Raw genomic sequence first — 24,654 nt, forward strand, 5'->3', positions numbered from 1 at the left:
TACGGCAGGGCGCTGCGCTGCTCGGTCAGCTCGGCCAGGTCTGCTGCAGCGTGGCGTACGCGTCGAGGTCGGCCACCAGCGGCACGAGCAGCTCGAGCTGGGCCCGGGCCCGCAGCACGGCCGTGTGGGCGCGAGTCAGGTCGTCGAAGTGAGCGACCAGGTCCTTGAGGTGGCGGCTGACGTCGAACGGTTCCAGCATGTGCTGCCGGACGAAGTCGTTGAGGTTGTCCACCGCCTTCATCGAGACGGTCTGCAGGAAGAGGTCGAGCGCCTGCTCGGACTCGACGCCGAGCCGGCGCCGGAACTCCCGGCCGTACTCGGGGAAGCCGTTGACGGGTGTGATGCCGCGGTCCCGCAGCCGCCGGCGAAGCGTCGCGATGTCGGAGCCGAAGCCGGAGAAGTCCGCGGCCACGCTCAGGTCACCATCGGCGGCGACGAAGAAGCGTTCCGGCTGACGTGCCGTGTCCTTGGTCCAGAACACCTGCGCCAGGGTCACCGTCGAGTCGTAGTCGGCGTTGCCGAAGACGCCGAGGATCACCGAGTAGTCACCGGCGTCGCGCAGCGCCACCGGCCGCGAGGCACCGGTCGTCTCGTTGCGCTCGGACTTGTAGTGGCCGAGCACGTACGAGCGCAGGTCCCGCTCGCGGGTCTCGGCGCCAGCCGCCTTGTTGTAGGAGATCCGCTGCGTCGGCAGCAGCAGGGTGGTCACCGCGTCGACCAGGGTCGACTTGCCCGAGCCGATGTCCCCGGTCAGCAAGGCGTTGCGGCCTCCCACCTCCAGCTGCCAGACCACGGAGTTGAACGTGCCCCAGTTGTAGATCTCCAGCCGCTGCAGCCGGGTACCGGGCAGCCGGTCCGAGGCCGGGTCCTCCAGCTCGGCAAGTCCGAAGAGCCCCTCCATCACTCACCCTCCCCCGACTTGTCAGCGTCAGTGGTCGCCAGAGCAGCCACTGACGCTGACAAGTCGGTTGAGTCCGGGCCCGCCAGCTCATCCGTGTACGCGGCCAGCCGCGCGTCGAAGTCGGCCAGCCACTGTGCGTCGACGTAGGCCTTGAGGATCCGGCGCACCTCGAACTGGGTGGCCGAGCCGCGCAGCCGGCGGAGGAAGCCGAGCTCGACGACCTTGGTGAGGTAGCTGTCGATGTTGGTGACCAGCCGGGCCTCGTTGCTCGTCGCCGGCAGGAAGAGCCGCACCATCTCGACGATGTAGTCCCGCTCCAGCACCAGCCGGGTGTCGGCGTTGGCGGCGTCGAACTCGGCCAGCTTCTTGCGCAGCAACGCCAGCAACAGGCTGACGTGGAAGGACAGCGACCGGCGCGCGACCAGCCGCGGCCCGGTCTCGTCCGCGTCGTCCTCACGGCCGCGTAGGTAGGCGTAGCCCTCGGCCTCGTCGACCTGGCAGGTCAGCCCGAGGACGGCGACGTAGTCGCTCACCTGGGCGCGCAAGGCCAAGAGCTGGGGCCACAGCAGCTCGTGGGTGTCGCGGTAGAGCGGGCCCTTGAGCAGCGGCACCACCACGGCGCCCAGGTCGGGCGGTGACGACGCGTCGGCGCTCACGGTGCGGTCCCTGGTTCGGCCGAGCGGCGGGCGAACGTCACCGCAGGAGCGTCAGCGACCCGGGTGACCTCGCCGTCGTCGTCGCCAGCGGTCCACTCGATGAGCCGCCGGCTGAAGGGATCGAAGACGACCTCGAACTGCGGGTGTTGCAGGGACAGGTAGCCGACCAGCTCGGCCAGCCCCTGGCGTAGCGGGCGTTCGGCGACCACCTCGTCGAGGTCGACCTGCCGTTGCGCGGCGAGGGCCTGCCGGACCGTGCGGCTCAGCTCCTCCACGTCGAGGTGGACCTGGTCGAGCAGGATGGACGCGTCGAAGTCCTCCTGGCCCGCCTCGAGCCCCTCAGAGCGCAGCACGACCGGGGTCGGTGGGGTGTAGAGCGGTCGCTCGAACGGCAGGTTGAGCGTCGCGGCGGTGTCGGCAAGCTCCATCCGGAGCCCGCCGGTGGGCTCTTCGCGCAGGTCCAGAGCCCGGGACTCGATGCTGCGCAGCAGGTCGAAGACCCGACGGTTCTCCAGCCAGACCTGGTCATCCAGGAAGCGCCGCAGCTGCTCCGACAGCAGCCGGACGGTGCCCTGGGTACGCTCGCCGGCGTCGATCCAGTCGAAGTGGACGTGACCGAGCCGGCCCGCCTCGAGCGCGAGCGCCTCGACCGCGCCCAGCCGGCCGAGCAGGTCCGACAGCTCGGCCTGGCGCGAGGACGAGAGCAGGAACTCGTGCAGGGCTTGGAAACTACGGCCCTGGTCGGAGTCGGCGATCGAGCTGCGGCTACCGAGCACTTCGTCGAGCAGCTCGCCCTTGGAACCGCTCCAGCCCGCGATCTGCACCCGCAGGTTGCGGTCGAGGGCCCGAAAGTTCTCCTCGACCTCACGCAGGTCGGCCAGCAGCTCGCGGGCGTTGCGCGAGAACTGGTAGTAACGGTCCCGCTGGCTGAGCGAGTCGAGCAGCTCGACCTCGCCGCGTTCGGCCCGGGCAATCTCGTCGTCGAGGTCGGCGCGGCGTCGGTGCAGCTCCTGCAGCCGGCTCGCCGGATCCTCGTCCGCGCCGAAGACCATCTGGCGGAGCAGCTCGAACAAGGTGTTGAGCCGTGACTCGGTACCGACGAACTCGCGCGCCTGCAGGTCCTGGACCCACAGCCGCGCCTTCTCCACCGCCGGCGTCACGTCGTAGTGGGCCTCGTCGCTACCGGGCGGAAAGAACTTGCGCAGCCAGGCCTTCTCCGGCGCCGCCCACTCGTCGAGGTAAGCCGTCGGCTGCCGGGGGAAGGCGTCCTCGCCCAGCCGTTGCCGCAGGGCGTACAGCTCGTCGTCGAGGAGTCCGGCCAGGACCGACGCAGGCTGGGCGCCAGCGTTCCCGTCGACGAACACCCGGCCCAGGAAGGACAGCACCAGCGGCGCGTGCGAGGCCCGCAGCAGACCCCAGGCCCCGTGGTGCGCCTGCAGCTGGGCCAGCTCGTCGTAGTGCACTCCCCGGGCCCCCTCGCGTGATCGGTGCGTCCGGAGATTCTAAGCCGCCCACGAGATGCTGCGACCCCATAAGTTGCGACATGGTGCCGCGAGTACGCGGCACCATGTCGCAAGCTATTTCACTGCCCGAGCACCCAGACCGCTGCTCGACTCACTGGAGTGGTCTCACCGGTGCTGGTGACAGCCTGGACGCTCAGCGTGTAGGGCTGCCCCGCGGCGAGGCTGGTCATCGTGAAGCTCCGCGCTGAGGCGGGTACGACGGTGGTGTACGCGCCCACTCCGACGCTGTCGGTGCCGTCGCGGGAGACGCGGTAGCCGGTGACGGTCTTGCCGCCGCCGATGATCGGGACGTTCCAGCTGATCGTCGCCTGGCCGGCGGCTGGCTGACGTACCGCCACCGACGAGGGAGCCGAGATCGTGCTGAACGAGCTGGGCACGACACCGCTGCTCACCGGTGCACCGACCCCGGCGGCGGTGACGGCCTGCACGGTCAGCGTGTACGTACGGCCCGGCACGAGCGCCGTCATGCTGAAGGTCCGCGTTGCCGCGGAGACCACCGTGCTGTACGCCCCGACGCCTTTCTCGTCGGTGCCGTCACGCGAGACCCGGTAGCCCGTCACCGCCGAGGAGCCCGACGTCGGCGGCGACCAGCTGATGCTGGCCACCCCGGGATCGGTCGGCCGGACGGACACGCTGGTGGGAGCCAGCGCCAGGCCCGGACCCAGCACCGTCACTCGAACCGGCGCCACCACCCCCGCCCCCTGGGCGTTCACCGCCGCGACGGTCAACGTGTAGATCCGCCCCGGGACGAGCCGGGTCAGCGTGAAGCTGCGAGCGCTCGCGGCGACGGTGGTCGTGTACGCCCCCTCCCCTGCGCTGTCGACGCCGTCGCGGGTCACCCGGTAGCCGGTGACGGCCGACTTCCCGGGCGCGCTCGGCGGCGACCAGCTGATCGTCGCCGCCCCGGCCGCGCTCTGCCGGGCGGTCACCGCGAGCGGCACGGACGGCGCCGGAGCGAGGTTGGCGGTGAGCGTCGCGGCAGCGGCGGGCGTCACGTAGTCGTGGGTGACCGCGCCGTGGTCGGACCACCACTCAAACCCGTACGGCTGGCCGCCCAGCTGCTGGAACGGTACCGAGACCCGCAGTGCCCAGTTCTGCCAGGAGGTGATCGTCGTCGGTGCGGTCACCGTCTGGCCCTGGACGGTGACCGTCGCACCGGTCGGCGCGCTGGCGAGGGTGACCGCGACCGTGACGGGGTTGAACGTCCGGCTCACGGTCGTGGTGACCCCGGCTGAGTCGGTCGCGCTGAGCCGGATCTCGAGATAGCTGTCGGCCGCCGCGTCCAGGTCTTCGGGCGCCGGCCCGGCCAGCGCGACGTCGTTCCCGCTCACCGGCCCGAGATAGGGGTGGGTGTGGGTCTCGTGGTGCCGCAGCACGGTCCAGCTCAGCGCCGACGCCGGCAGCGTCCCGTCCTGAGCGTCGGTCGCCGTCCCGGTCAGCCGGTAGGCGCCACCCACGACGAACTTCTGTCCCGCGGTCGGTGCGGTGATCGTGACGACCGGCGCGGTGTCACCGGGGTTCACCACCACCGACGCCGTCGACGTCAGTCCGGCCGGGTCCCGGACGGTCAGGGTCGCCGTCAAGCGCCCGGCCCGCGCATAGCTGTGGCTGACCTTCGCGGTCGTCGTGGTCGCGTTCGCGGTGCCGTCGCCGAACGCCCAGGTGTAGCTCAGCGCGTTTCCGTCCGCGTCGGAGGACGCCGAACCGTCGAGCGTCACCGCCAGCGGCACCGCCCCCGACGTCGGAGACGCCGACACCCGGGCGACCGGCGCCCGGTTGGCGGTGCCGGTCGCGGCGAGCTTGCGCACCTCGCCGCCGCCGGCGTAGCTGGTGTAGTAGAGCGACTGGGTGGCGCCATCGCGAGCGAAGGTCAGGGCCACGGCGCTGCTCACGCCGAGCCCGCTGACCAGCGTGGTCTTGACCTTGGTGGGGCTCAGGCTGAAGATCGTCCCGCAGACGTAGTCGCTGAACAGGTACGCGCCGGTGTAGGCGGCCGGCCAGACGCCGTTCGGCACGTACGCGCCGCCGGTGATCGAGCCGCACGTCGTCCCGCCGACGGTGGTGGAGTGCGGATAGTCATAGACCGGGTCGGTCAGACCGGCCGGGGTCGGCGTGCCGCAGCTGGTCTCGGAGTTCGTCCGCTGACAGTGCCCCTCACGACTGTTCCAGCCGTAGTCGGCCCCGCGGGCGCCCTGGTCGACCTCCTCCCACACGTTCTGGCCGACGTCGTTGACCCGGAAGCTCGTGCCGGTGGCGTTCGGGTCGAAGGCAAAGCGGAACGGGTTGCGCAGCCCGACCGCGTACGCCTCCTGGCAGGTCACGCCTGCCGCGGCGGGAGCGGTGTTGCAGCGGGCGGTCCCGCTGCCGACGAACGGGTTGTCGGCCGGGATCCCGCCGCTGGTGGTGATCCGCAGCACCTTGCCGTTGAGGACGTTCCGGTCACGGCTGGTGTCGTTGTCGCCGCCGCACCCGCTGCCGCCGGCGTGGCTGGCGTCCCCGTGATAGTCGCACCCGCCGTCGCCGGTGGTGACGTAGAGATAGCCGTCGTGGCCGACGTGCAGGTCGCCGGCGTTGTGGTAGCCGGCGGTGGAGTAGATGCCGTTCAGCAGCTGGACCTCGCTCGCCGGGTCGATCACGTCGCCGGTCATGGTGAACCGCGACACCCGGTTGCGCGGGGCCCCGGCGCTGGTCGGGGTTCCCTCGGCGACCGGGCAGGTCGCGTCGCTGCCGAGGGCGGTGTAGAAGACGTAGACCGTACGGCTGGCCGGGTCCGGGTCGGCCGCGATCCCGAGCACCCCGCGCTCGGCGTTGGTGCAGATCTTCGCGGACAGGTCGAGCGCTGGCGTGGGCAGCAGGGCGCCGTTCTTGATCACCCGCACCTGCCCGGTCTGCGAGGCGACGAGCAACCGACCGTCCGGCGTCTCGGCCAGCGCGGTCGGCGACGGGACGGCCGCGACCGCTGAGTCGGTGAAGCCGGCCGGTACCGCGGCCCGCGCTTCGGGAGCGACCGCGGTCAGGGCCGTCGCGATCAGCGACGCGGCGAGCAGCGGACGGAGCAGACGCACGGGAACTCCTCGATCGGGGGCGCGACTCCCCACTATGGCGGGTGCGGACCCCCCGCCGATAGGGCCCGCGATTGCCCGCCGAAGATCTGGGTAGAGGGTGGGCGAACACCAGCGAGCGACGAAGCCGAGGACGGACCATGAACACGCAGACGACCAGCGCGGACGGCTCCTCAGCCGCCGACGTCGCCCTGATCCAGATCGCCCCCGGGGTGCACCTGGCGCAGATCGGGTTGGGCGTCTTCCAGGTCCCGCCGGACGAGGCGCAGCGGGTCGTCGAAGACGCGCTCGAGATCGGCTACCGCCACATCGACACCGCGGCCGCGTACGTCAACGAGACCGGGGTGGGGGCCGCGATCAAGGCCAGCGGCGTACCGCGCGAGGAGATCTTCGTGACCTCCAAGCTGCGCAACGGCGACCAGGGCTACGACTCGGCCTTCCGCGCCTACGCCGACACCTGCGAGCGGCTCGGCGTCGACCGGCTCGACCTCTACCTCATCCACTGGCCCTACCCCTCGGCTGGCTTGTTCGTCGACAGCTGGCGCGCCCTCACCGAGCTCGCCGCCGACGGCCGCGTCCGGTCGGTCGGCGTCTCGAACTTCCTGCCCGAGCACCTGGACGCGATCGCGGCGGTCAGCCCGCTGCGTCCCGCCGTCAACCAGATCGAGCTGCACCCGACGTTCCAGCAGCCGCACGTCATCGAGGCGAGCCTGGCGGCGGGCGCGACCGTCGAGGCGTACTCTCCGCTCGGCCAGGGTGCCGACCTGGACGCCGAGCCGGTCGTCGCGGCCGCGGCGGCGCACGACGCCAGCCCGGCCCAGGTGATCCTCGCCTGGCACCTGCAGCGCGGCTACATCGTCATCCCCAAGTCCTCGCGCCGCGAGCGGATGGCGGAGAACCTGGCCGCCGCCTCCCTCCGGCTGAGCGAGGAGGAGCTGCAGGCGATCACTGCCCTCGACTCCGACGCCCGGATCGGTGGCGACCCCGCCACCTTCGCCATGACCCAGATCCGCTGACCCAGAACCCATGAGTCCGTCCGTGAGCCCGTGTAGGGCAGGTCCCGATGGAGTGACCAGATGAGCCAAGCCGTACCCGACGTCACCTCCGGTGAGCTCGGCGCCCCCACCCGCCAGCAGATCCGGACGGTGGTGCTCGCCGCGTCGTTCGGCAACCTCGTCGAGTGGTTCGACTTCACCACCTACGGGCTGCTGGCCATGATCATCGCGAAGCACTTCTTCACCGTCGGTGGGGCCGATGGCAGCAACACCCCGTTGCTGCTGGCCTTTGCGACGTTCGGCGTGGGCTTCCTGGCCCGGCCGCTCGGCGGCCTGCTGATCGGGTTGTACGGCGACCGCAAGGGCCGCAAGCCGGCGCTGCTGCTCTCGATCACGCTGATGGGCGCGTCGACGTTCGCCGTGGCCCTGTTGCCCGACCAGGCGGCCATCGGTCTCGCCGCGCCGATCCTGCTGGTGCTCTGCCGACTGCTGCAGGGCGTCGCCGCGGGCGGGGAGTGGGGCGGCGCCGCCTCGTTCCTGGTCGAGTGGGCGCCCACCAGGAAGCGCGGGCTGCTGGGCAGCGTGCACACGGCCACGATCTTCGTCGGCACTCTCGTCGGGTCGCTGGTCATCGCGGCGCTGACCGCCGGCCTGGGCTCAGACACCATGGGCGACTGGGGCTGGCGGATCCCGTTCGCCATCGGTGGCGTGCTGGCTCTGATCGCTATCCCCGTCCGGCTCCGGGCCGAGGAGACGCCGATCTTCCGGGCCGAGGCCGCGCAGGCGGAACGCTCCATCGAGGACGTCAAGACCCCAGACGTGACCTCGGGGGTCGCGCCGTCGATGCCGACGACCAAGGCTGCGCTCACCAAGCGGCTCGCGTTCACGTTCTGCCTGGTCGGCATGCAGTCCGCGGCGGTCTACACGTTCACCAGCTATTTTCCCTCGTTCGTGACGCAGTACACGACCAACAACGGTCAGCCCGTCGGCGCCGGTGCGGCGCTCTTCTCCAACGCGCTGGCCAGCGTGATCGTGATCGCCGTCGTGCTCACCTCCGGCAACCTGTCCGACCGCATCGGTCGCAAGCCGGGCATGATGATCAGCTGCTTCCTGGTGCTGGTGCTGTCCTACCCGCTGATCACCCTGGCCTCCCGGGCCGACAGCCTGGCGGTCACCGTGGCGGTGCAGTGCGTGCTTGCGGCGTCGGTCGCGCTGTTCCTCGGCTGCCTGCCTGTGGTGCTGGTCGAGCTGTTCCCCGCCCGGGTCCGGGTCGCCGGGCTCAGCACCTCCTACAACGTGGCCTCGGCCGTCTTCGGCGGCTTCGCGCCGCTGATCGCCGGCGGTCTGGTAGCCGCCACCGGCTTCCCGCCGAACGCCTCGCTCTGGGCCGTCACCGCCGCCGTCGTCTCCACCGTCGCGGTCTTCTTCTTCAAGGAGACCCGCGGGGTCGACCTCGCCTGAGTCGGGGCATCGGGGCCGAAGTACGTGCGCTCTACCTTGGGGGCCGCGAGTCAGCCAGAGCACGGCCGAGATCCTGGACGAGCTGCGCGAGGACCGTTGATCGATATCGACTCCTCGAATAGGCCGACCCCGGCTCCGCGCGGCGCAAAGCCGGGTTATGTTCAGCACAGGAGCCGGCCTCCGCCGTCCGGCCTGGTGGGAGGAAACCCAATGACTGCTGACGTCTCGGCGTCGCCGACGACCACGAACGACCGCCGCTACCTGACGTACCTGATCGTCGTGGCGGTCGCCGGCTGGGCGCTCGCCAGCTACGACACCAACCTGCTGGTGCTGACCCTGCCCGACATCCAGCGCGACCTCGGACTGTCCGACGGCAAGATCGGCCTGCTCGGGTTCATCGTCTTTTCCGCCGAGTTCGTGATCGCCCTGTTCATCGGCTACGGGATGGACCAGAAGGGCCGCAAGTGGATGTGGATGTTCTGCCTGGCGATGGCGGCGCTGTTCACCGGGCTCACCTTCTTCGTCCAGAACTACTGGCAGCTCGCGCTCGTCCGCTCGCTCGCCTCCGGCTTTGCCCAAGCCGAGCTGGCCGTCTCGATCACCCTGGTCAACGAACAGATGCCGGCCAAGCGCCGCGGACTGCTCTACAGCGTCGTCCAGGGCGGATACCCGCTCGGGGTGTTTCTCGCCTCCGGGGTCTACCTCCTGGTGGCGGCCTCGCACGGCTGGCGCACCGTCTTCCTCTGGGGCGTCGTGCCGCTGGCGGTGGTCGCCATCGGCCGCAGCAAGATCCGCGAGTCCGAACGGTTCGTGCACCTGAAGGCGATGCGCGAGGCGGTCGCCGCCCACGACACCCGCCGGATCGCCCAGCTCGAGGAGCAGTTCCCGGTCGACGTCGAGGACCTTGAACGCGGATCGATCCGCAGCCTGTTCGCCACCCCCGGACCGGTCCGCAACACCCTCGTGCGGCTCAGCGTCGTCTGGCTGCTGTACGCCTCGGCGTTCGTCGCCGTGAACACCTACATCACCGTCTGGCTGACGAGCGAGAAGGGCTGGAGCGAGACCCAGGTGGCCACCCTGCTGCTGGTCTCCGGCGGGATCGGCTACCTGTTCTACCTGCTGGGCGGGCTGCTCGGGGAGCGCTTCGGCCGCCGCAACGTGCTGCTGGTCACCGGTCTGCTCGTCGGCCCGCTCAACCTGTTGCTGCTGCTCACCACCAACCACACCGCGATCGCCGTCCTCTACTTCCTCGCCTTCCAGGCCACGAACGGGACCTGGTCGGGCGCCGGCTACTCCTACCAGGCCGAGAGCTTCCCCACCCGGGTCCGCGGGCTGGCGATCGGCTGGATGAGCTCGATGTTCGTCGGCGGCCTGATGATCGGCAGCCTGCTCTGGACGATCCTGGTCAGCAGCACGAACTTCACCGTCGCCTGGGTGGTCATCGGTGTGGTCCTCGGCTTTGCCCAGGGCGTGAGCACCCTGCTGCTGCCCAACATCAAGCCGGGGCAGGAGCTCGAAGCCATCGCCCGTTGACGGTCAGCGGCCCGGCGCTCGTCCCGGGATCCCGCGGCGCCCGATGTACACCCCGATCGCCAGCACCAGGACGCCGATGGCGATCAGTCCCGGCCCCTTCGGCTGACCCCCGGCGGTTGGCTGACCTTCGGCCGGCGGCGGCACCGCTACCCGACCGAGCAGCCGGGTGGCCGTGCAGTCGTTGTCCTCGTACGGCGACGAGGCGTTCACCGGGTGGAATTCGTAGCGGCCGCCGACCTCATAGCTGCGGTCCACCGAGGTCGCCGAGTTCTTGCCGCCAGGAGTGCCGCGGACCGTGACCGTCTGCCCCGCGTCGGTGCGGACCGTCGCCAGCCGGCCCTGCCAGTCGGTCGCGGTCACGATGCCGGTGAAGGCGTACGGGGACCCGGACGGGCTGCCGCTGGCGCAGGACGCGTAGGCCAGAGCGGGGCGGAGGGGCGCCGACCAGAGCAGCAGCCCGAGGACCGCGACCAGGAGTCCGACCACCAGTGGTGCGACCGGTGACGGGAGCCGCTCAGGCACGGACGGCCGCCCGGACGGTGAGCACGTCGGGCAGGTGCGCGGCGATCTGGGTCGAGCAGTCGCCGTCGTCCAGGCTGGTGGAGATCGTGCCGTCCCGGGCACCGACGTAGAGACCGGCCTGGTCGCCTGGTCGGTGGTCATGGCGTCCCGCATCCCGGCCAACAACCGTCCGGGAGCCCTCCTCGAAGGGCATCGACTCCCGCAGGGCCCGATCCACCGCCCCTTCTTGGTCCCCACCAGCAGGACGGTGTCACCCATCAGTGCCCTCCCGGACGTCGACGGCCAGCGATCCCTCAGGCGCGCGCCCTGTCCTGCAACACCTCGAGCGCCGCCCGAAGGCCCGACTCGCCAGGCTTCACTGCGTGGTAGTGCTTTGCGCTGATGTACTCCACGAAATCGGGTTCGGGCGCGATTCCGTGCACTTCAAGGTAATACTCGAGGCCCGCGTTCCAGATCCATTCGCCGTCTGTGACGGTGGACGTCGGCACTACTTTGCCCCGGGTCGGATCTAACCGATCGATGTCCCGAAAGGTGGTCCTCCGCACGAAGGTCCCACCGCTGAGGAACCTGCTGAGCATCGACCTCAGCTCCGCATCGTCGACACGCGTGCGGTCCTCCGCAAAGTACGGCTGACCGTCCTCGCCGACGCCATCGAACAGTCGAGCGCGACGCATGGTCATCGACGCTTCCTCCCTTCGTCTGGCATGAACAGCCGCCACTCACCGTCATGCGGCTCCGTTGGTATCGGCTCGCCGAAGATATTCACTCCCGACGCTGAGGTGACAAAGATCCCGTCCGGGCCGGACCAAGCCAACTCGGTGGGAGCGAGCACCGGAACGCTCATCCGGTTCGACAGCTGCTGGGCGAACCCGTCGGCCGTCTGGCCCGTGTCGCAGGCGAAAAGCCGGATCGGGCCACCTTCATAGCGTGAGTCATGCTCGAGCATAGTCGCGAGATCGTCCGGGCTGAGCTGATCGCTACCGATGTAGACATAGTCGGTGTCGCGATGCATGTCAACGGTGTAACTGCCCTCGTCAGGCGGTACCTGGGCAGCGGCGTCGACCATGCGGTCGTCACCCGGCTCGTAGTAGGCACGACCGGCGGGAGTCACCTCGCTCTCGTCGAGGTAGCGGGCAAGATCCGGACGCAGGCCTTCGGGCGGCAGATCCTGCGGCATGTCCTCACCGGGCTGGCGAGGCAAGGCCTCGTGCGGTGCTCGGTCCTCCCCAAAGACCCCTTCCGCATGCGTGTCGGAAACCTCCGGCGGTTCCTGGTCGAGCAGCTTCTCGTCCGCTTCCGCCGGTTCTTCCTGAGCCGCGTTCACCTCCGCACGGTCGTCCCCGTTCGGCTCAACCTCAGCCGGCTCGTCCGAACCCGACTCCACCTCGGTCGGCTCTCCATTCGCAGACTCGTCCTTGCCCGGACCAACCTCAGCCGGTTCCACCGCCGCAGCGGGGCACAGGTCCGGTAACGCCGACCCCATAGTCGTCCGGGGGCGTCGAGACCAAGGTCGGCAGGCCGCAGCCGCGGCAGAACCGCGCCTGCGGATCGGTCGCCTGCGTCCCGCAGTTGGAGCAGTACATCGGCGCCCTACCCCCCGCCTCGAGCCGTGGCCTCATCGTAAGCGCCACCCGTCCCGTCAAGGGTGCGAGGAGGATGGTCGGGTGACCGTACCCCGCGAACGCGACGACCAGGGTCGGGCCCGGAACGCCCGGCCCCGCGACGCGCTCGGCCGACCGTTGCCGCGCGGCGCCGAGGGGGTGGCGCGGATCCCCGACGAGCTGGTGCTGCCGCCGCTGCCCTCGCTGGCCGAGGCCCAGCGGCTGCTGGACGACGGGCTGCCGTTCCATGCGCACGAGATCCTCGAGGGCACCTGGAAGGCGGCGGCGCCGGCCGAGCGCGACCTCTGGCAGGGGCTGGCCCAGCTCGCGGTCGGCTACACCCATCTGTTGCGCGGGAACGCGGCCGGCGCGACGACCCTGCTGCAGCGGGCGCGGCGCCGGCTCGCGGACTACGCCGACCGACCACCGTACGACATCGACGTCGACGGCCTCACCCGTTGGGCCGACGACGTGCTGGCCGGGCTGGCCGCGGCTTCTCTGTCCACCCCCGCGCCGCCGCGGCTCCGTACCGCCGACGCCTGAGCCCTCGTGCCGGGGAACGGCTACCCGTCGACCGAAGGTGCTGACGGCGGACCCAGCCGCGGGTGCTCAAGCGGCCAGTCCTCGGTGATCCAGCGCGGGACCAGTGCGTCGAGCGCAGCCGCCACCGCAGTGCCGACGTACTCCTCGCGCACCCACCACGAGATCTCGGCGTCAAAGCCGGGCAGCTCGGTCGGGTCGACGTACACACAGCCGATCAGCACGGACTCCGCTTCGTCGAAGACGGCGTAGTTGAACGACTCGTGCGCCTCGATCTCGTCGGCGTGCCGTTGCAGGTCCTCTTCGTCCTGTTCCCGGGTCATCGTGGGCGGCGGCCAGCCCCAGGCCGCGCCGTAGATCGACCACAGCCGCTGCTGCGACCCCATCACCGCGGGCATGTCCAGGTCGACGTCGGCGGCCCGGATCGGTCGCAGGTGGTGCTGCGGGGTCAGCTCGACGCGGACCGGATGCTGCCAGGCGCTCGGAAGCCAGCTCACGGGTTCATGGTGACAGGCCCTCGCCGCCCGCGGAACCCAGCGCGCGGCGAACAGGCCATGCCGTGCCGTCTGACGGGCACAGGGGTCGCACGTACCGAAAGTGTCGTGAGTGTCGTGGTGCGTCGTTCGTCCCGCGGCCATGCGGCGTTCACGTCAGCCGGACAGGCTGGCGGCTGTGACCACTTCCCTCGCTCCCAGCCGTCGCGCGGTCCTCAAGGGCGCGGCGATCGCGGCGGCGGCGGCCGCCGGCTCGTCGGTCTTCCGCACCTTCGACGAGGAGGCGGCTGCCGCTCCCGCCCACCGCGGCGTCTTCGGCTACGGCGTGGCGAGCGGCGACCCGACCGGGGACAGCGTCGTGATCTGGACCCGCGCGACCCCGCCGGCCCACCGGGGTGAACCGGTCGCCACGCCCGGCAGCGGCCGCGGCGCCCCGCTGCGGGTGCACTGGCAGATCGCCCGCGACCGCGACTTCTCCCGCGTCGTCGACCAGGGCGTCGTGGTCACCAGCCCGCGCAGCGACCACACGGTGAAGGTCGACATCAACGGCCTCAACCCGTACACGCGCTACTACTACCGCTTTCGCGCCGCTGGCGACGTCAGTGCCGTCGGCCGCACCCAGACCGCGCCCGACACCCGGCACCGGACGCACGCGCTCCGGTTCGCGCTGGTCTCCTGCAGCAACTACACCGGCGGCTACTTCGGGGCCTACCGGGCGCTCGGCAAGCGCGACGACCTCGACTTCGTCCTGCACGTCGGCGACTACATCTACGAGTACGGCAACGGCGCAGACCGCTACGGCCCCATCGACCTGGTCGGCCGTCGCGACGCCGTCCCGGACACCGAGACCATCGACCTGGAGGGCTACCGACTGCGGCACGCCCTGCACAAGGCCGACCCCGACCTGCAGGCCGCCCACCGCCGGCACCCGTGGATCACGATCTTTGACGACCACGAGGTGGCCAACAACGCCTGGAAGTCCGGAGCGGAGAACCACACACCGGGCACCGAGGGTGCCTTCCTGCGCCGTCGTCGGCAGGCGTACGAGGCCTACCTGGAGTGGATGCCGTTCCGGCTGCCCGAGCAGCAGCGGGTCCCGCACCGGGGCATCCGCTTCTTCCGTCGCTTCACCTTCGGCGACCTGGCCGACCTGTCGGTGCTGGAGACCCGCCAGAACCGGAGCGCGCAGATCGGCGTCGGCCCGGGCTCGGTCCCCGGCGGCGGCTTCATCCCGGCCGGCATCGCCGAGGTGGACGCGCAGCTGGCCGACCCGTCCCGGCACCTGCCCGAGCCTGAGCAGCTGGAGTGGCTCAAGCGGGGCGTCGAGCACACCTCGCGGCGCTGGCACCTGATCGGCAACCAGGTCATCCTGACCCCCGTCCGCTTCCCCGGGGCGGTGTTCGGGGCGCCGGCCGACCAGAGGCTGCTGAACTCCGACCAGTGGGACGGCTACCAGGCCGACCAGACCGCGCTGCTCTCCCACCTGGCGGCTCAGCCGCGCCGGGCGGGCGACGCCGTCGTGCTCACCGGTGACATCCACTCCTCCTGGGCGATGGACCTGCCCGCTGACCGCGACGGAGCCGACTACACCCCAGCCGGGGTCGAGTTCGTCTGCCCCTCGGTGACCAGCGACGGCTTCTACGAGGCTGTCCGGGCGGCTCAGCCGAACGTTCCGGCGCCGCAGCTCGTCGCGACCACGGCTCAGCTGGCGGGCGCGGTGACGGCGACGAACCCGTGGGTCCGCTACCTCGACGGCGTCGGGCACGGGTTCACCCTCATCGACGTCACGCCGGAGCGGGTGCAGGCCGACTATCACCTGACGCCGCTGCCGACGGTCGCGCGGCCCGACCCCCGGATCGACGCCGAGGTGGAGCCGACGTACGCCAGCAGCTGGCAGACCCTCGCCGGCAGCCGTCAGGTGAGCGCCACCACCGAGCCGATCGGCGAACGCGCCGACCACCCGGTGCACCGGCACCGCTAGGTCGCGTCGCCGCCCGTCTCAGCTGGGACGGACGGCGCCAGCGTAGGGCATGTAGCTCATCTTGATGTACTGCACCTTCTTGCCCGGCCGGGGCGCGTGGATGACCATCCCGTCGCCGACGTACATCGCCACGTGGCTGGGGCGCTGACCGTAGAAGAAGACGAGGTCACCGGCCCGCAGCTGGGACTTGGCAATCCGGTGGCCCTGTGCGTACTGCTGCTGAGAGGTCCGGGGCAGCGCGACGCCGGCCGCCTTCCAGGCGGCCAGGACCAGGCCGGAGCAGTCGTAGCTGTTGGGGCCCACGGCGCCGTAGCGGTAGGGCTTGCCGAGCTGGGACTCGGCGAAGGCAAGAGCCCGCTTGCCCTTGCTGGCACTGCTCACGGAGGTGCCACCACCCGCACCGCCGCTCGACCCTCCACCGGACGCGGTACCGGTGCCACTGGCCAGGTAGGTGATGGAGACCCAACGGAGGTGCCCGTCGTAGGAGATCTGGGCAAAGCCGCGACTGAGCTTGCCGGTGAGGGAGATCCGGCTGCCGGCACGCAGCGTGCCGACCACCTTCCGGGTCTTGCCGGGTCCGGTGCGGATGTTGAGGGTCTCGGTCGCTACCTTGACCCCGGCGGTGGGGATCCTCGTCGGAGCAGACGGCAGGTCGGTGCCGGTCAGGTTGAGGTAGCGGGCGGCCATGGCGGCCGACGACCCGCCGAAGTCGACCTTGACCCAGCCGGCCTTCGGGCGGGAGATCACGCTGATCCGCTGGCCGCGGACGAGCTCGCCGACGACCCGGTGGCTCGTGCCCGCACCGGAGCGGATGTTGACCGTCGTGGTGGCCACGGCTGGTGGCGACGCGGCGAAAGCGGTCCCGCCCGTCAGAGCGACGACGACCGCACCGGACACCGCGACGCCGCCGGTCATCCCTACTATCCGCACGAGTTTGAACACGTTATTCCCGTCAACATCAGCATTCACTGCAGTCACAGTGGTTACGAAAGTAGCGATGCCAATTCGTTACCGCAAGAGATTCACGGCGTAAGAATTACCGTTCGATAAAGAACATCAGTGGAATTCCATCGGTGTTATTCGCCCGCTGCATCAGTTGTTCGTCTCGCTCGTCGACCCCTGTGCGCGGTCGACGACACGGGCTCGGCGTGGTTGACACCTCAAGTCGGGAGTCGCAGAATTGTTCTACTCAGAAGTAGATCCGGTCCCGCGGGGGCCCCGGCCGGACCCGGAACGCGAGGCCCCGCCATGTCCCACCCCGTGCTCGACTCAGTCTCGGACAGCGCCTGGGGCTCGGCTGTCGGCGTGCCCGCCCGTGACGCGCGATGGGCCCAGCTCACCCAGGCGATCTGCGTGATGGGGCGCGAGCTGAGTGTCGCCGGCCGGCTGGAGCGGACGGTCCACGCCGCAGCGGACACCACTGACGCCAAGTGGGCGGCGATCGTGCTCTACCACCCGAGAACGGGCCAGGCCGACCGGATCGTGTACAGCGCGTCCGACCCCGACGAGGTGGCCGCCTCGCAGGATGCCCTCCTCACCCTGGGTGCCGCCTACCTGAACGCGGCAAAGGTGCCGCTCGGGCCGAGCGAGGACGACGAGCCTGAGATGGCACAGCGCTTCATGGCGGTCCCGATCCACACCGGCTTTGGGCTCTACGGCACGATCTGTGTGATGTATCCGCGCAGCGCGGACCATTTCCATGAGGACGACCGACACCTGCTCGCGACCCTCGCCGACACCACCGGCGTGGGGGTCGACTGCGCCACGGCCTTCGAGGAGTCCGAACGACGCGGTGACTGGCTGAGCGCCTCGACCGAGGTCGGGCGGCAGCTGCTGACGCTGGCGGACGGGGTGGTCGGGATCGCCCAGAACATCGCCGAACACGTGCTGCGGCTGGCAGCGGCGGCGACCGTGACCATCGTCGTCCCCAGCTTCGACGACCCTGAGGTGCTCGAGGTACGCGTCGCCGCCGGACTGGGGGCCGAGGAGCTGGCCCACCGTAGCTATCCCGGGCCCGGCAGCTTCGACCAAGCCGCGATGAACGGCAACGAGGGCCAGCTGCGGATGGCCGGCGAGCTCTACTGTCTGCACGCCGAGATCCAGCCGGAGCGCCCGCTTGCTCAGGTGCTGTCTGTCCCCTTCGGGTCTCCCGGCCAACGGCTCGGCGCCATCGTCGCCAGCCGGCGCGCCGACCAGCCGCTCTTCGCCGACGCCGACCTGCGGATGGCCGAAGACTTCGCCCGCCAGGCCGGACTGGCGCTCGAGCTGGCCGAGGCCCGGGTCACCCACGAGCACCTGGAGGTGCAGCGGGAACGCGAGCGGATCGCCCGGCTCCTGCAGGACAACGTGATCCAGCGGCTCTTCTCGGTCGGCCTGAAGCTGCAGACCGCCGAGCCGGCCGTCACCGACACGGCCGTCCGGGAACGGCTCAGCTCCGCCATCGGCGACATCGACGAGACCATCCGCGAGGTACGCGACTCCCTCAGCCCGCCCGGCCGGTCAGCGCTGGCTTCCGTGGGCCCCTGAGCCACCCGCGGCTGGCGCGTCCACCCGCCGGTAGTGCAGGTAGACCACTCCGTTGTCGTAGGCCTCGCTTGCCACGAGCGTCAAGGTGCCCGGCGCGATCTCCTCGGTGAAGAGTCGCGGCCCCGAGCCGCGCGCGGTCGGGTACGTGAACAGGTGCAGCGCGTCGACCAGGCCGTCGGCCAGCAGCGCCCGGACCAGGGTGCCGCTGCCGCTGACGTAGAGGTCGCCGTCGACGCGGGCCTTGAGCGACCGGACGGCCTCGGGATCGTAGCCGCCGAGCACCTCGGTGTTGCGCCAGGTCGGTTCGGCGAGCGTCTTCGAGACGACGTACTTGGTGGTGTCGTTGAAGAAGGGCGCCCCCGGATCGTCCTCCACGGTCCGGTTCGACCAGCCCTGCTCGAACATCTCGTAGGTCAGCCGGCCGAGCAGGATGCCGCGGCACGGCGCGGTCACCGCCGCGACGGCTTCGCCCATCCGGGGGTCGAAGCCGTACGGTGCGGTCCAGGTCGGGGTGTCGATCACCCCGTCCAGGCTGATGAACTCGTGTACGTGCAGGGCTCCCACCATCCACCTCCAGATCGTTGCTGTCAGGCTGCAGACCGTGCCCCGACCCGAGAATCATCGGCTGCGGGGTGCTTCATCGATCCAGAGCCCCCCAGGGGAAGGACGGCCATGACGGCAGCAGAGCGGGTGACCGGCAGGGTGACCTACCACGGCGAGGGCGCGGTGTGGTTCGACGGCTGGGGCGGTCTGCGCCTGGTCGACCTGCTCGCCGGCGCCGTGCTGAGCCTCGACGAGACGACCGGCGCGATCAGCCGGATCGACGTCGGGTCGCCGGTCGCGGCGTGCGTACGACCGCGGGTCGGCGGCGGTTTCGTCGTGGCGACCGAGCGGGAGCTGGCCCTGTGGGGGCCGGACGGGCGGGAGTGGACCTCGCCGCCGCTGTGGGAGGCACCCGTCCGCTTCAACGAGGGCAGCTGCGACCCGGCCGGCCGGTTTCTCTGCGGGTCGATGGCCTACGACGGCGCCCCCGGTGCGGGCACGATGTGGCGGCTCAACCGGGACCGTAGCGTCGAGCCGCTCTTCGGCGACGTCACGATCTCGAACGGGCTCGGCTTCACCGCCGACGGATCGCGCGCCTACTACACCGACACCACCACGCGGCGGATCGACGTCTTCGACCTGTCCGACGGCGAGCTCACCGGACGGCGGCCGTTCGTGACGGTGGCCGAGGGGCCGGGCAACCCGGACGGGCTGACCGTGGACGCGGACGGCGGGGTCTGGACGGCCCTCTACGGCGGCGGAGCCGTGCACCACTACGACGCGGCCGGCCGGCTCACCGACGTGATCGAGGTGGACGCCACCCAGGTCACCTCCTGCACCCTCGGCGGGCCGGATCTGACCACGCTCTACATCACCACCTCGCGGGAGAACCTCGGCCCGGACGATCAGCCCGCCGCCGGCTCGATCTTCCGCGCCGACGCAGCCGTGCCCGGCCTGCCCGTCCTGACCTGCGCGCTCTGAGCGGACGCGCACGATGGTCTACGGGCGGCGGCTCCTCGCCGGTGACGCCGTCGACGGACTTGCGCAGCAGGTCGGCGTGTCCGCCCCGGCAAGGTGCTCGAGCTCGGTAACGGCCGGCGGCGGTTCCCAGGGCGAGCCGATGGTGTCCAGCCCGGCGATCTCGGTCGGCGTGGAAGCAGTCACGAAGCCACGCCAGGACCGACGCCGGTCAGTCCGCGTCCGGAGGCGAGGCGACCTCAGCCTGGGCTGAGCTGGGGCACGACGTCCGCGGCGAACGCCTCGAGCTGCTCGACGTAGCTGGCCGGGTCCGGCGTACCGAGGTCGACGACCAGGTGCGCGACCCCGGCCTGCTCGTAGCGGCCGATCGCGTCGACGACCTGGGCCGTACTGCCCTCGAGCAGGGCGCCGACGTCACCGCCACCGGCCGGCGGGGCGGGGTCCAGCCGGGTACGGATCCGCAGGCTCACCTCGAAGTCCGACCGCGCCCCGTGCTGCCGGATGGTCGCCAGTCCCGCCTCGATCTCGGCCGGCGACAACCCGTACGCGTGCCACCCGTCGCCGTAGCGGGCCGCCCGGCGCAGCGCCGGCGGGCTGTCCCCGCCGACCAGCAGCGGGATGCCGACGACCGGACGGGGCGCGAAGAGGACGTCGTCGAAGTCGTGCCGGCGGCCGTGGTGCACCGGCGGCGTGGTCTCCAGGAGCGTGCGGAGCGCGACGAGATGCTCGTCCGCCACCTCACCGCGGTGCGCGTAGTCGGCCCCGACCAGCGCGTACTCGCGCTCGACCCAGCCGACGCCGACGCCCAGCAGCAACCGCTCACCGCTCAGGTGGTGGAGTGTGGCCACCTGCTTGGCCATCAGGTGCAGCTCACGCTGCGGCAGCACCAGGACGGAGGTGCCGAGCCGGATCGTGCTGGTCCGGCCCGCCACGAACGCGAGCGTGACCAGGCTCTCCAGCAGGGCTCCCGTCGGGTCGTAGTGGTCGTCGGCCGGGTCGCTGAGCGAGGTCATGTCGGTGGGCAGCACGACGTGGTCGGAGGTCCAGAGCGAGGCGTAGCCGAGCTCCTCCGCAGCCAGCGCGACCGCCAGCACCGCGTCCCGGTGCGCGAGCGGGCCGAAGTTGCGCAGGTTCACTCCGACGATCACCGCTCCTCCTTCCCGACACCGGCCACCGAGCCCTGACTGCCATCCTCCTGCGGAACGACCCTCCCTGAAAAGCGACCCCGAGACGAAGGTTTTTGGTCCGCTCCGACCGTTTTCGGGCTTCTCGGGGTCGTTAATCAGGGACGCGCAGCTCGGCCAGCGCGCTGAGCGGCCGGACGGCGCGCCAGCCGAGCACCCGTTCGGCGGCGGAGCAGTCGGCGGTGATGTGCCGGACGTCGCCGAGCCGGTAGGCGCCCGTGACCACCGGCTCCGGGCCGCCGAGGACGCGGCTCATCTCTGCCGCCATCTGGCCGATGGTCGTCACGTCGGGTGAGCCGATGTTCAGTGGCGTCACCCCGGGCGCCAGCTCGGCGTCCGACCCACCGTCCAGCGCGGCGACCACCGCGCCGGCCACGTCGTGCACGTGGACGAAGTTGCGACGCTGCCCGCCGTCCTCGAACACCCGCGGCGCCTCCCCCCGGGCGAGGGCGCTGGCGAAGAGCGACGCCACCCCGGCGTACGGGGTGTCCCGCGGCATCCCGGGTCCGTACACGTTGTGGAAACGCAGCGCCGCGACCGAGCCGCCGGTCTCGCGGCACCAGGAGGCGGCCAGGTGCTCGCCGTGCACCTTGGTGGCGGCGTAGACGTTGCGTGGGTCGAGGGCGGCGTCCTCGGGCACGAGCCCCGGCACCAGGTCGGACCCGCACTGCGGGCACAGCGGGTCGAAGCGGCCGGCGTCGAGGTCGAGGACCTGACGCGCGGGCGGGTGCGTCGGCCCGTGCTGCGGACAGGCGTACGCGCCCTCGCCGTAGACGACCATCGACGACGCGTAGACGATCCGGCCAAGACCTGCGGCCGCCGCCGCCCGGAGCACCACGGCGGTGCCGAGGTCGTTCTGCCGGACGTAGTCGTCGATGTCGTCGAGGTCGAGCCCCAGCCCGACCTTGGCCGCCAGGTGCGCCAGGCCGTCGCAGCCCTCGAGCGCGGCCGCGAGCCGGCACCGGTCGGTGATGTCGTCCCGAGGATCTGTGGCGCGGTCGAAGACGACCGGCTCATGCCCCTGCCGGCGCAGCTGCTCGACCACGCTACGGCCGATGAAGCCCGCCCCGCCGGTCACCAACACCTTCATCCGCGGTCCACGGGACGAGGATAGGGGCTCCGACGTCGGGCTGAGGGGAAGGAGCGAGCGTGCCGATCGCGATCGACCCGCTCCCGGACGCCCCCGTCAGCACGGGGCGCCGCGCCGACCCGCTGGCGCTGGCGGCCGGGCTGGCCCTGATCGCGGTCGCGGCCGTCGTCGGTCGGCTGCTGGTGGACCGCGGCGACGAGATCCTGCTGCCGACGCCGCCGCTGCTCGCGTTCTGGCACCCGCACGCCGGGGCGGGCACGCCGCTCACGCTGCTCTGCGTCGTGGTCGGGCTGCGGCTGCAGCAGGTCGCGGCCAGGCTGAGCTGGCGACGGCTGCTGCTGTGCGGCTGGCTGCTGGCCGTGTCCTGGCTCTGCTCGCTCGCCCTGATCGACGGCTTCCGGCGCGGCTGGGTCGCCATCCTGCTCGACCCCAACGAGTACCTGCACGACCTGCCCCGGATCACCGACCCGGCGGAGTTCCTGCGGACGTTCACCCACGTCATCGCCTTCGGCGACGGCGTCACCGGCGACGACGTCTGGACCACGCACGTCGCCGCGCACCCCCCGCTGGCCACCCTGGTCTTCTGGGCGCTCGACCGGGTCGGGCTCGGCGGCGGCTTCTGGGCCGGTGCGCTGTGCATCCTGGTCGCCTCGACGGCCGCGGTCGCGATGCCGGTCACGCTGCGCGGGCTCGGCGCCCCCGACGCGGCCCGTCGGCTGGTCCCGTTCGCCGCCCTGTTCCCGGGCTCGGTCTGGATGGCCGTCTCCGCGGACGGGCTGTTCGCCGGCGCCGCCGCGTCCGGGCTGGCCCTGGTCTGCCGCGGGGCGGCCCGCCGCCGGTACGGCTCGGCGCTGGCCGGCGGACTGCTGCTCGGCGCCGCGGTCTTCCTCAGCTACGGCCTGGTGCTCTTCGGCGTGGTGGCGCTCGTCGCCCTCGGTCTGACCGTCCGCCGGCTCGGCTGGCGTGCGGTCCGGGGTCCGTGGCTGGTCGCCGTCGCGGCCGCGCTCGCCGTGGCGGCGGCCCACCTGGCGCTCGGCTTCAATTGGTTCACCGGCCTGGCCGAGCTGCGCGTCCGCTACTACCAGGGGGTCGCGTCGCAGCGGCCGTTCTCCTACTTCGTCTACGCCAACCCGGCCGCCTGGCTGGTCAGCTGCTCGCCGCTGCTGGCCGTCGGCGTGGGTCGAGCCCTCGCGACGCTCGTCCTCAGTCGCCGCGGCCCGTGGACCCAGGACCGGGTGGTGGCGCTGATCTGCCTCGCGGGTGTCGGCGCAGCCGCCCTGGCCGACGTCTCGGCGCTGTCCAAGGCCGAGACCGAACGGATCTGGCTCGGCTTCGGGGTGGCCGCCTACGCCGGAGTGGCCCTGCTGCGTGGCCGGACGGCCGCCTGGGCGCTGGTGGCCGCGGCCGGCTGGGCGATCGCGGTCAACCACCTGCTCTACACCGGTTGGTGATCGCGGCGTGGTCGATCCCGTACCAGCAGCGCGACCACGACCAGCCCCAGCGCCGCCAGCCCGACCGCGAGGGCGACCAGCGGGCTCACCGCGAGCACGGTCGGATTCTGCCGCTGCACCCGGGCGCCCACGATGACGGCGGTGACCAGCAGCAGACAGACCAGCCCGAACCGGCCCGCCCAGCCGGCCGCGCTCGACCGCGCGGCCAGCCGTCGGACCAGCAGCCAGCCGAGCAGCACCTCGAGCGGGGCGAGCAGCGCGTCGTGCAGCACGATGCCAAGCACCCCCCAGCGCAGGATCGGCCAGAACTGGGCGACCGGCAGCCGGCTGACCAAGGCGTACAGGCCGAAGAGTCCGGCGACGACGCCGACCGCGCCCAGCACGAACCGGGACGCGGTCACGGCAGCAGCCCCTCGATCCGCTGCACCCACTTGGTCTGCAGCACGCCGGGCCGGTTGGGCGCGATGATTCGCGCCGGATAGCCGTGGTCGGCCTCGAGCACGCATGAGTTCAGCGCCGTGGCGAGCAGCGTGTCCTCGTGGTCGGCGAACGCCGGCGGCAGCGTCGAGACGCTGTAGGAGGACCCCTCCTCGAGCGAGGTCACCCGCGCCGCCCAGCCGCCGCTGCCGCCGACCAGCGCGAGCAGGTCGCGGATCCGGACGCCGGTCCAGCTCGCCATCACGCTCCAGCCCTCGACGCAGGCGATCGGCAGCCGGACGGTGGTGCTCGGCATCGCGGTGAGCTCGGCGAGGGTCAGTGTCCGGACCGCTCCGGTCGCGCCGACCAGCGTCAGGGTCCAGCTGGTCGCGGCGTCAGCCACGTCGACCCCGGCCAGAGCAGCGGTGTTGTTGATCGGCACGCCGCGCACGTTGTGCTGTCGCGGCTGCCGTGGCGCGAGCACAGCCAGCCGGCTCAGCGGGGTAAACGACTGGCCGACCGTCAGCAGGGTCAGCACCCCGCTGACCGCGAGCACGCCCCGGACGAAGCCCCGCCGCTCGCTGGTCTGCGGCTCAGACGGCTCAGATCCCTGTGCCTGTGGGGAAGTAGCCTCATTCCGTCCCGCCCGGGTGAGGTGCCGACGGATCACCGGCAGCTTGACCGCAACGTGCACGAGCAGGGCGCCGATCATGATCCAGCCGAGCGCGTAGTGCACCGGGACGAACCCGAAGCCGAAGACGTACCACTGGTTGATGTTGAGCAGCCCGGTCGACAGCTCGAAGAACGCCGCCCCGACCAGGACGCCGATCGAGCCGCGTTCGAGCAGCACCGGCAGCCCGTCGAGGTCGGGCCTGGGCAGCGCGGGGGACGCGAAGAGCCGCGGGTAGGCGGCAAAGACCTTGCCGAGCAGCAGCGGGATGGCCGCGATGCCGGTCGCGACGTGCAGGCCCTGGCTCAGCCGATAGCCCCAGCTCGGCCACGGCACCAGCCCGACGCCGGTGACGCTCTGGGCGTTGTGGCTGATCAGCCCGGTCACGAAGCAGATGACCACGGCGATGCCCAGCCACCGGCCGAGGCGGGCGACCACGACCGCGTCGTGCACGGGTGAGCGAAAGTCCTCGGTGCGCGGCGGCCGCAGCCGCAGGACGGCGCCGAGGACGGGGAACACCTGACCG

The 24,654-nt window shown here is 71.3% G+C and carries 23 protein-coding genes; 8 read left to right on the top strand and 15 right to left on the bottom strand.

Translation table 11 applies throughout. The annotated features are described in order from the left end of the window. Nucleotides 1–25 precede the first annotated feature (25 nt). The 4 genes from ACFE76_RS05630 to ACFE76_RS05645 all read right to left on the bottom strand — a co-directional run bounded on the left by ACFE76_RS05630 (nt 26) and on the right by ACFE76_RS05645 (nt 6,145). Entirely contained in the window at nt 26–901 is an 876-nt protein-coding gene (locus tag ACFE76_RS05630) for an ATP-binding protein (protein ID WP_375430768.1), read from the bottom strand. Further along, nucleotides 901–1,557: a DUF4194 domain-containing protein gene (locus ACFE76_RS05635; RefSeq protein ID WP_375430769.1), complete on the bottom strand. Its 657-nt coding sequence runs from the start codon at nt 1,555–1,557 to the stop codon at nt 901–903. The genes ACFE76_RS05630 and ACFE76_RS05635 overlap by 1 nt, the downstream gene beginning before the upstream one ends. Next, on the bottom strand, nt 1,554–3,020 hold the full coding sequence (locus ACFE76_RS05640) for a DUF3375 domain-containing protein (RefSeq protein ID WP_375430770.1): 1,467 nt from the start codon (nt 3,018–3,020) through the stop codon (nt 1,554–1,556). The genes ACFE76_RS05635 and ACFE76_RS05640 overlap by 4 nt, the downstream gene beginning before the upstream one ends. 119 nt (nt 3,021–3,139) lie before the next feature. Next, entirely contained in the window at nt 3,140–6,145 is a 3,006-nt protein-coding gene (locus ACFE76_RS05645; protein WP_375430771.1) for a fibronectin type III domain-containing protein, read from the bottom strand. Between the two features lie 137 nt (nt 6,146–6,282). Between ACFE76_RS05645 and ACFE76_RS05650 the strand changes: the two genes are divergently transcribed. The 3 genes from ACFE76_RS05650 to ACFE76_RS05660 all read left to right on the top strand — a co-directional run bounded on the left by ACFE76_RS05650 (nt 6,283) and on the right by ACFE76_RS05660 (nt 10,131). Further along, nucleotides 6,283–7,158, top strand: coding sequence for an aldo/keto reductase (locus ACFE76_RS05650; RefSeq protein WP_375430772.1), 876 nt, complete (start codon nt 6,283–6,285; stop codon nt 7,156–7,158). Nucleotides 7,159–7,218: 60 nt separating this feature from the next. Next, nucleotides 7,219–8,598, top strand: coding sequence for an MFS transporter (locus ACFE76_RS05655; protein ID WP_375430773.1), 1,380 nt, complete (start codon nt 7,219–7,221; stop codon nt 8,596–8,598). Nucleotides 8,599–8,808: 210 nt separating this feature from the next. Beyond that, nucleotides 8,809–10,131 (top strand): MFS transporter, encoded by a 1,323-nt coding sequence (locus tag ACFE76_RS05660; RefSeq protein ID WP_375430774.1) that lies wholly within the window; start codon nt 8,809–8,811, stop codon nt 10,129–10,131. 3 nt (nt 10,132–10,134) lie between these two features. Here ACFE76_RS05660 and ACFE76_RS05665 read toward each other — a convergent pair whose 3' ends face one another. From ACFE76_RS05665 to ACFE76_RS05680, 4 genes are all read right to left on the bottom strand, one after another. Next, nucleotides 10,135–10,653, bottom strand: a complete 519-nt coding sequence (locus ACFE76_RS05665) for a hypothetical protein (protein ID WP_375430775.1) — start codon at nt 10,651–10,653, stop codon at nt 10,135–10,137. Continuing rightward, nucleotides 10,646–10,870 (bottom strand): hypothetical protein, encoded by a 225-nt coding sequence (locus ACFE76_RS05670; protein ID WP_375430776.1) that lies wholly within the window; start codon nt 10,868–10,870, stop codon nt 10,646–10,648. Before ACFE76_RS05670 ends, ACFE76_RS05665 begins: the two co-directional genes overlap by 8 nt. 76 nt (nt 10,871–10,946) lie before the next feature. Then, a complete protein-coding gene (locus ACFE76_RS05675; RefSeq protein WP_375430777.1) occupies nt 10,947–11,333 on the bottom strand; it encodes a hypothetical protein in 387 nt (128 codons plus the stop codon). Next, nucleotides 11,330–11,977, bottom strand: coding sequence for a hypothetical protein (locus ACFE76_RS05680; RefSeq protein ID WP_375430778.1), 648 nt, complete (start codon nt 11,975–11,977; stop codon nt 11,330–11,332). The genes ACFE76_RS05675 and ACFE76_RS05680 overlap by 4 nt, the downstream gene beginning before the upstream one ends. A gap of 340 nt (nt 11,978–12,317) precedes the next feature. Here ACFE76_RS05680 and ACFE76_RS05685 point away from each other — a divergent pair, with 340 nt between their 5' ends. Then, complete coding sequence (locus ACFE76_RS05685) at nt 12,318–12,797, top strand: DUF309 domain-containing protein (protein ID WP_375430779.1); 480 nt, start codon at nt 12,318–12,320, stop codon at nt 12,795–12,797. A gap of 20 nt (nt 12,798–12,817) precedes the next feature. On the opposite strand, the gene ACFE76_RS05690 is transcribed toward ACFE76_RS05685, so the two are convergent. Continuing rightward, nucleotides 12,818–13,291, bottom strand: coding sequence for a GNAT family N-acetyltransferase (locus ACFE76_RS05690; protein ID WP_375430780.1), 474 nt, complete (start codon nt 13,289–13,291; stop codon nt 12,818–12,820). A 175-nt stretch (nt 13,292–13,466) separates the two neighbouring features. On the opposite strand from ACFE76_RS05690, the gene ACFE76_RS05695 reads away from it, so the two are divergent. Then, nucleotides 13,467–15,269 carry an alkaline phosphatase D family protein gene (locus ACFE76_RS05695; RefSeq protein WP_375430781.1) on the top strand — a complete coding sequence of 601 codons (1,803 nt, stop codon included), beginning with the start codon at nt 13,467–13,469 and terminating at the stop codon, nt 15,267–15,269. Nucleotides 15,270–15,287: 18 nt separating this feature from the next. On the opposite strand, the gene ACFE76_RS05700 is transcribed toward ACFE76_RS05695, so the two are convergent. After that, a complete protein-coding gene (locus ACFE76_RS05700) occupies nt 15,288–16,211 on the bottom strand; it encodes an NlpC/P60 family protein (RefSeq protein WP_375430782.1) in 924 nt (307 codons plus the stop codon). 363 nt (nt 16,212–16,574) lie between these two features. Here ACFE76_RS05700 and ACFE76_RS05705 point away from each other — a divergent pair, with 363 nt between their 5' ends. Then, nucleotides 16,575–17,795: a GAF domain-containing protein gene (locus tag ACFE76_RS05705; RefSeq protein ID WP_375430783.1), complete on the top strand. Its 1,221-nt coding sequence runs from the start codon at nt 16,575–16,577 to the stop codon at nt 17,793–17,795. Here ACFE76_RS05705 and ACFE76_RS05710 read toward each other — a convergent pair. Next, nucleotides 17,769–18,362: a dihydrofolate reductase family protein gene (locus ACFE76_RS05710; RefSeq protein WP_375430784.1), complete on the bottom strand. Its 594-nt coding sequence runs from the start codon at nt 18,360–18,362 to the stop codon at nt 17,769–17,771. The two genes, ACFE76_RS05705 and ACFE76_RS05710, sit on opposite strands and share 27 nt — an antisense overlap. Before the next feature lie 105 nt (nt 18,363–18,467). Here ACFE76_RS05710 and ACFE76_RS05715 point away from each other — a divergent pair, with 105 nt between their 5' ends. After that, nucleotides 18,468–19,319, top strand: coding sequence for an SMP-30/gluconolactonase/LRE family protein (locus ACFE76_RS05715; protein ID WP_375430785.1), 852 nt, complete (start codon nt 18,468–18,470; stop codon nt 19,317–19,319). A 236-nt stretch (nt 19,320–19,555) separates the two neighbouring features. Here the strand turns inward: ACFE76_RS05715 and ACFE76_RS05720 are convergent, their stop codons facing one another. Further along, on the bottom strand, nt 19,556–20,464 hold the full coding sequence (locus ACFE76_RS05720) for a TIGR03619 family F420-dependent LLM class oxidoreductase (protein ID WP_375430786.1): 909 nt from the start codon (nt 20,462–20,464) through the stop codon (nt 19,556–19,558). 130 nt (nt 20,465–20,594) lie between these two features. Next, on the bottom strand, nt 20,595–21,590 hold the full coding sequence (locus tag ACFE76_RS05725) for an NAD-dependent epimerase/dehydratase family protein (RefSeq protein WP_375430787.1): 996 nt from the start codon (nt 21,588–21,590) through the stop codon (nt 20,595–20,597). 59 nt (nt 21,591–21,649) lie between these two features. Here ACFE76_RS05725 and ACFE76_RS05730 point away from each other — a divergent pair, with 59 nt between their 5' ends. Next, nucleotides 21,650–23,041, top strand: coding sequence for a hypothetical protein (locus tag ACFE76_RS05730; protein WP_375430788.1), 1,392 nt, complete (start codon nt 21,650–21,652; stop codon nt 23,039–23,041). On the opposite strand, the gene ACFE76_RS05735 is transcribed toward ACFE76_RS05730, so the two are convergent. Together ACFE76_RS05735 and ACFE76_RS05740 are read right to left on the bottom strand one after the other, a co-directional pair. Continuing rightward, nucleotides 23,026–23,442, bottom strand: coding sequence for a hypothetical protein (locus ACFE76_RS05735; protein ID WP_375430789.1), 417 nt, complete (start codon nt 23,440–23,442; stop codon nt 23,026–23,028). The genes ACFE76_RS05730 and ACFE76_RS05735 overlap by 16 nt on opposite strands. Further along, nucleotides 23,439–24,647, bottom strand: a complete 1,209-nt coding sequence (locus ACFE76_RS05740) for a molybdopterin-dependent oxidoreductase (protein ID WP_375430790.1) — start codon at nt 24,645–24,647, stop codon at nt 23,439–23,441. Before ACFE76_RS05740 ends, ACFE76_RS05735 begins: the two co-directional genes overlap by 4 nt. Between the last annotated feature and the right edge of the window lie 7 nt (nt 24,648–24,654).

Source organism: uncultured Friedmanniella sp., assembly GCF_964244005.1.
Lineage (GTDB): Bacteria > Actinomycetota > Actinomycetes > Propionibacteriales > Propionibacteriaceae > Microlunatus.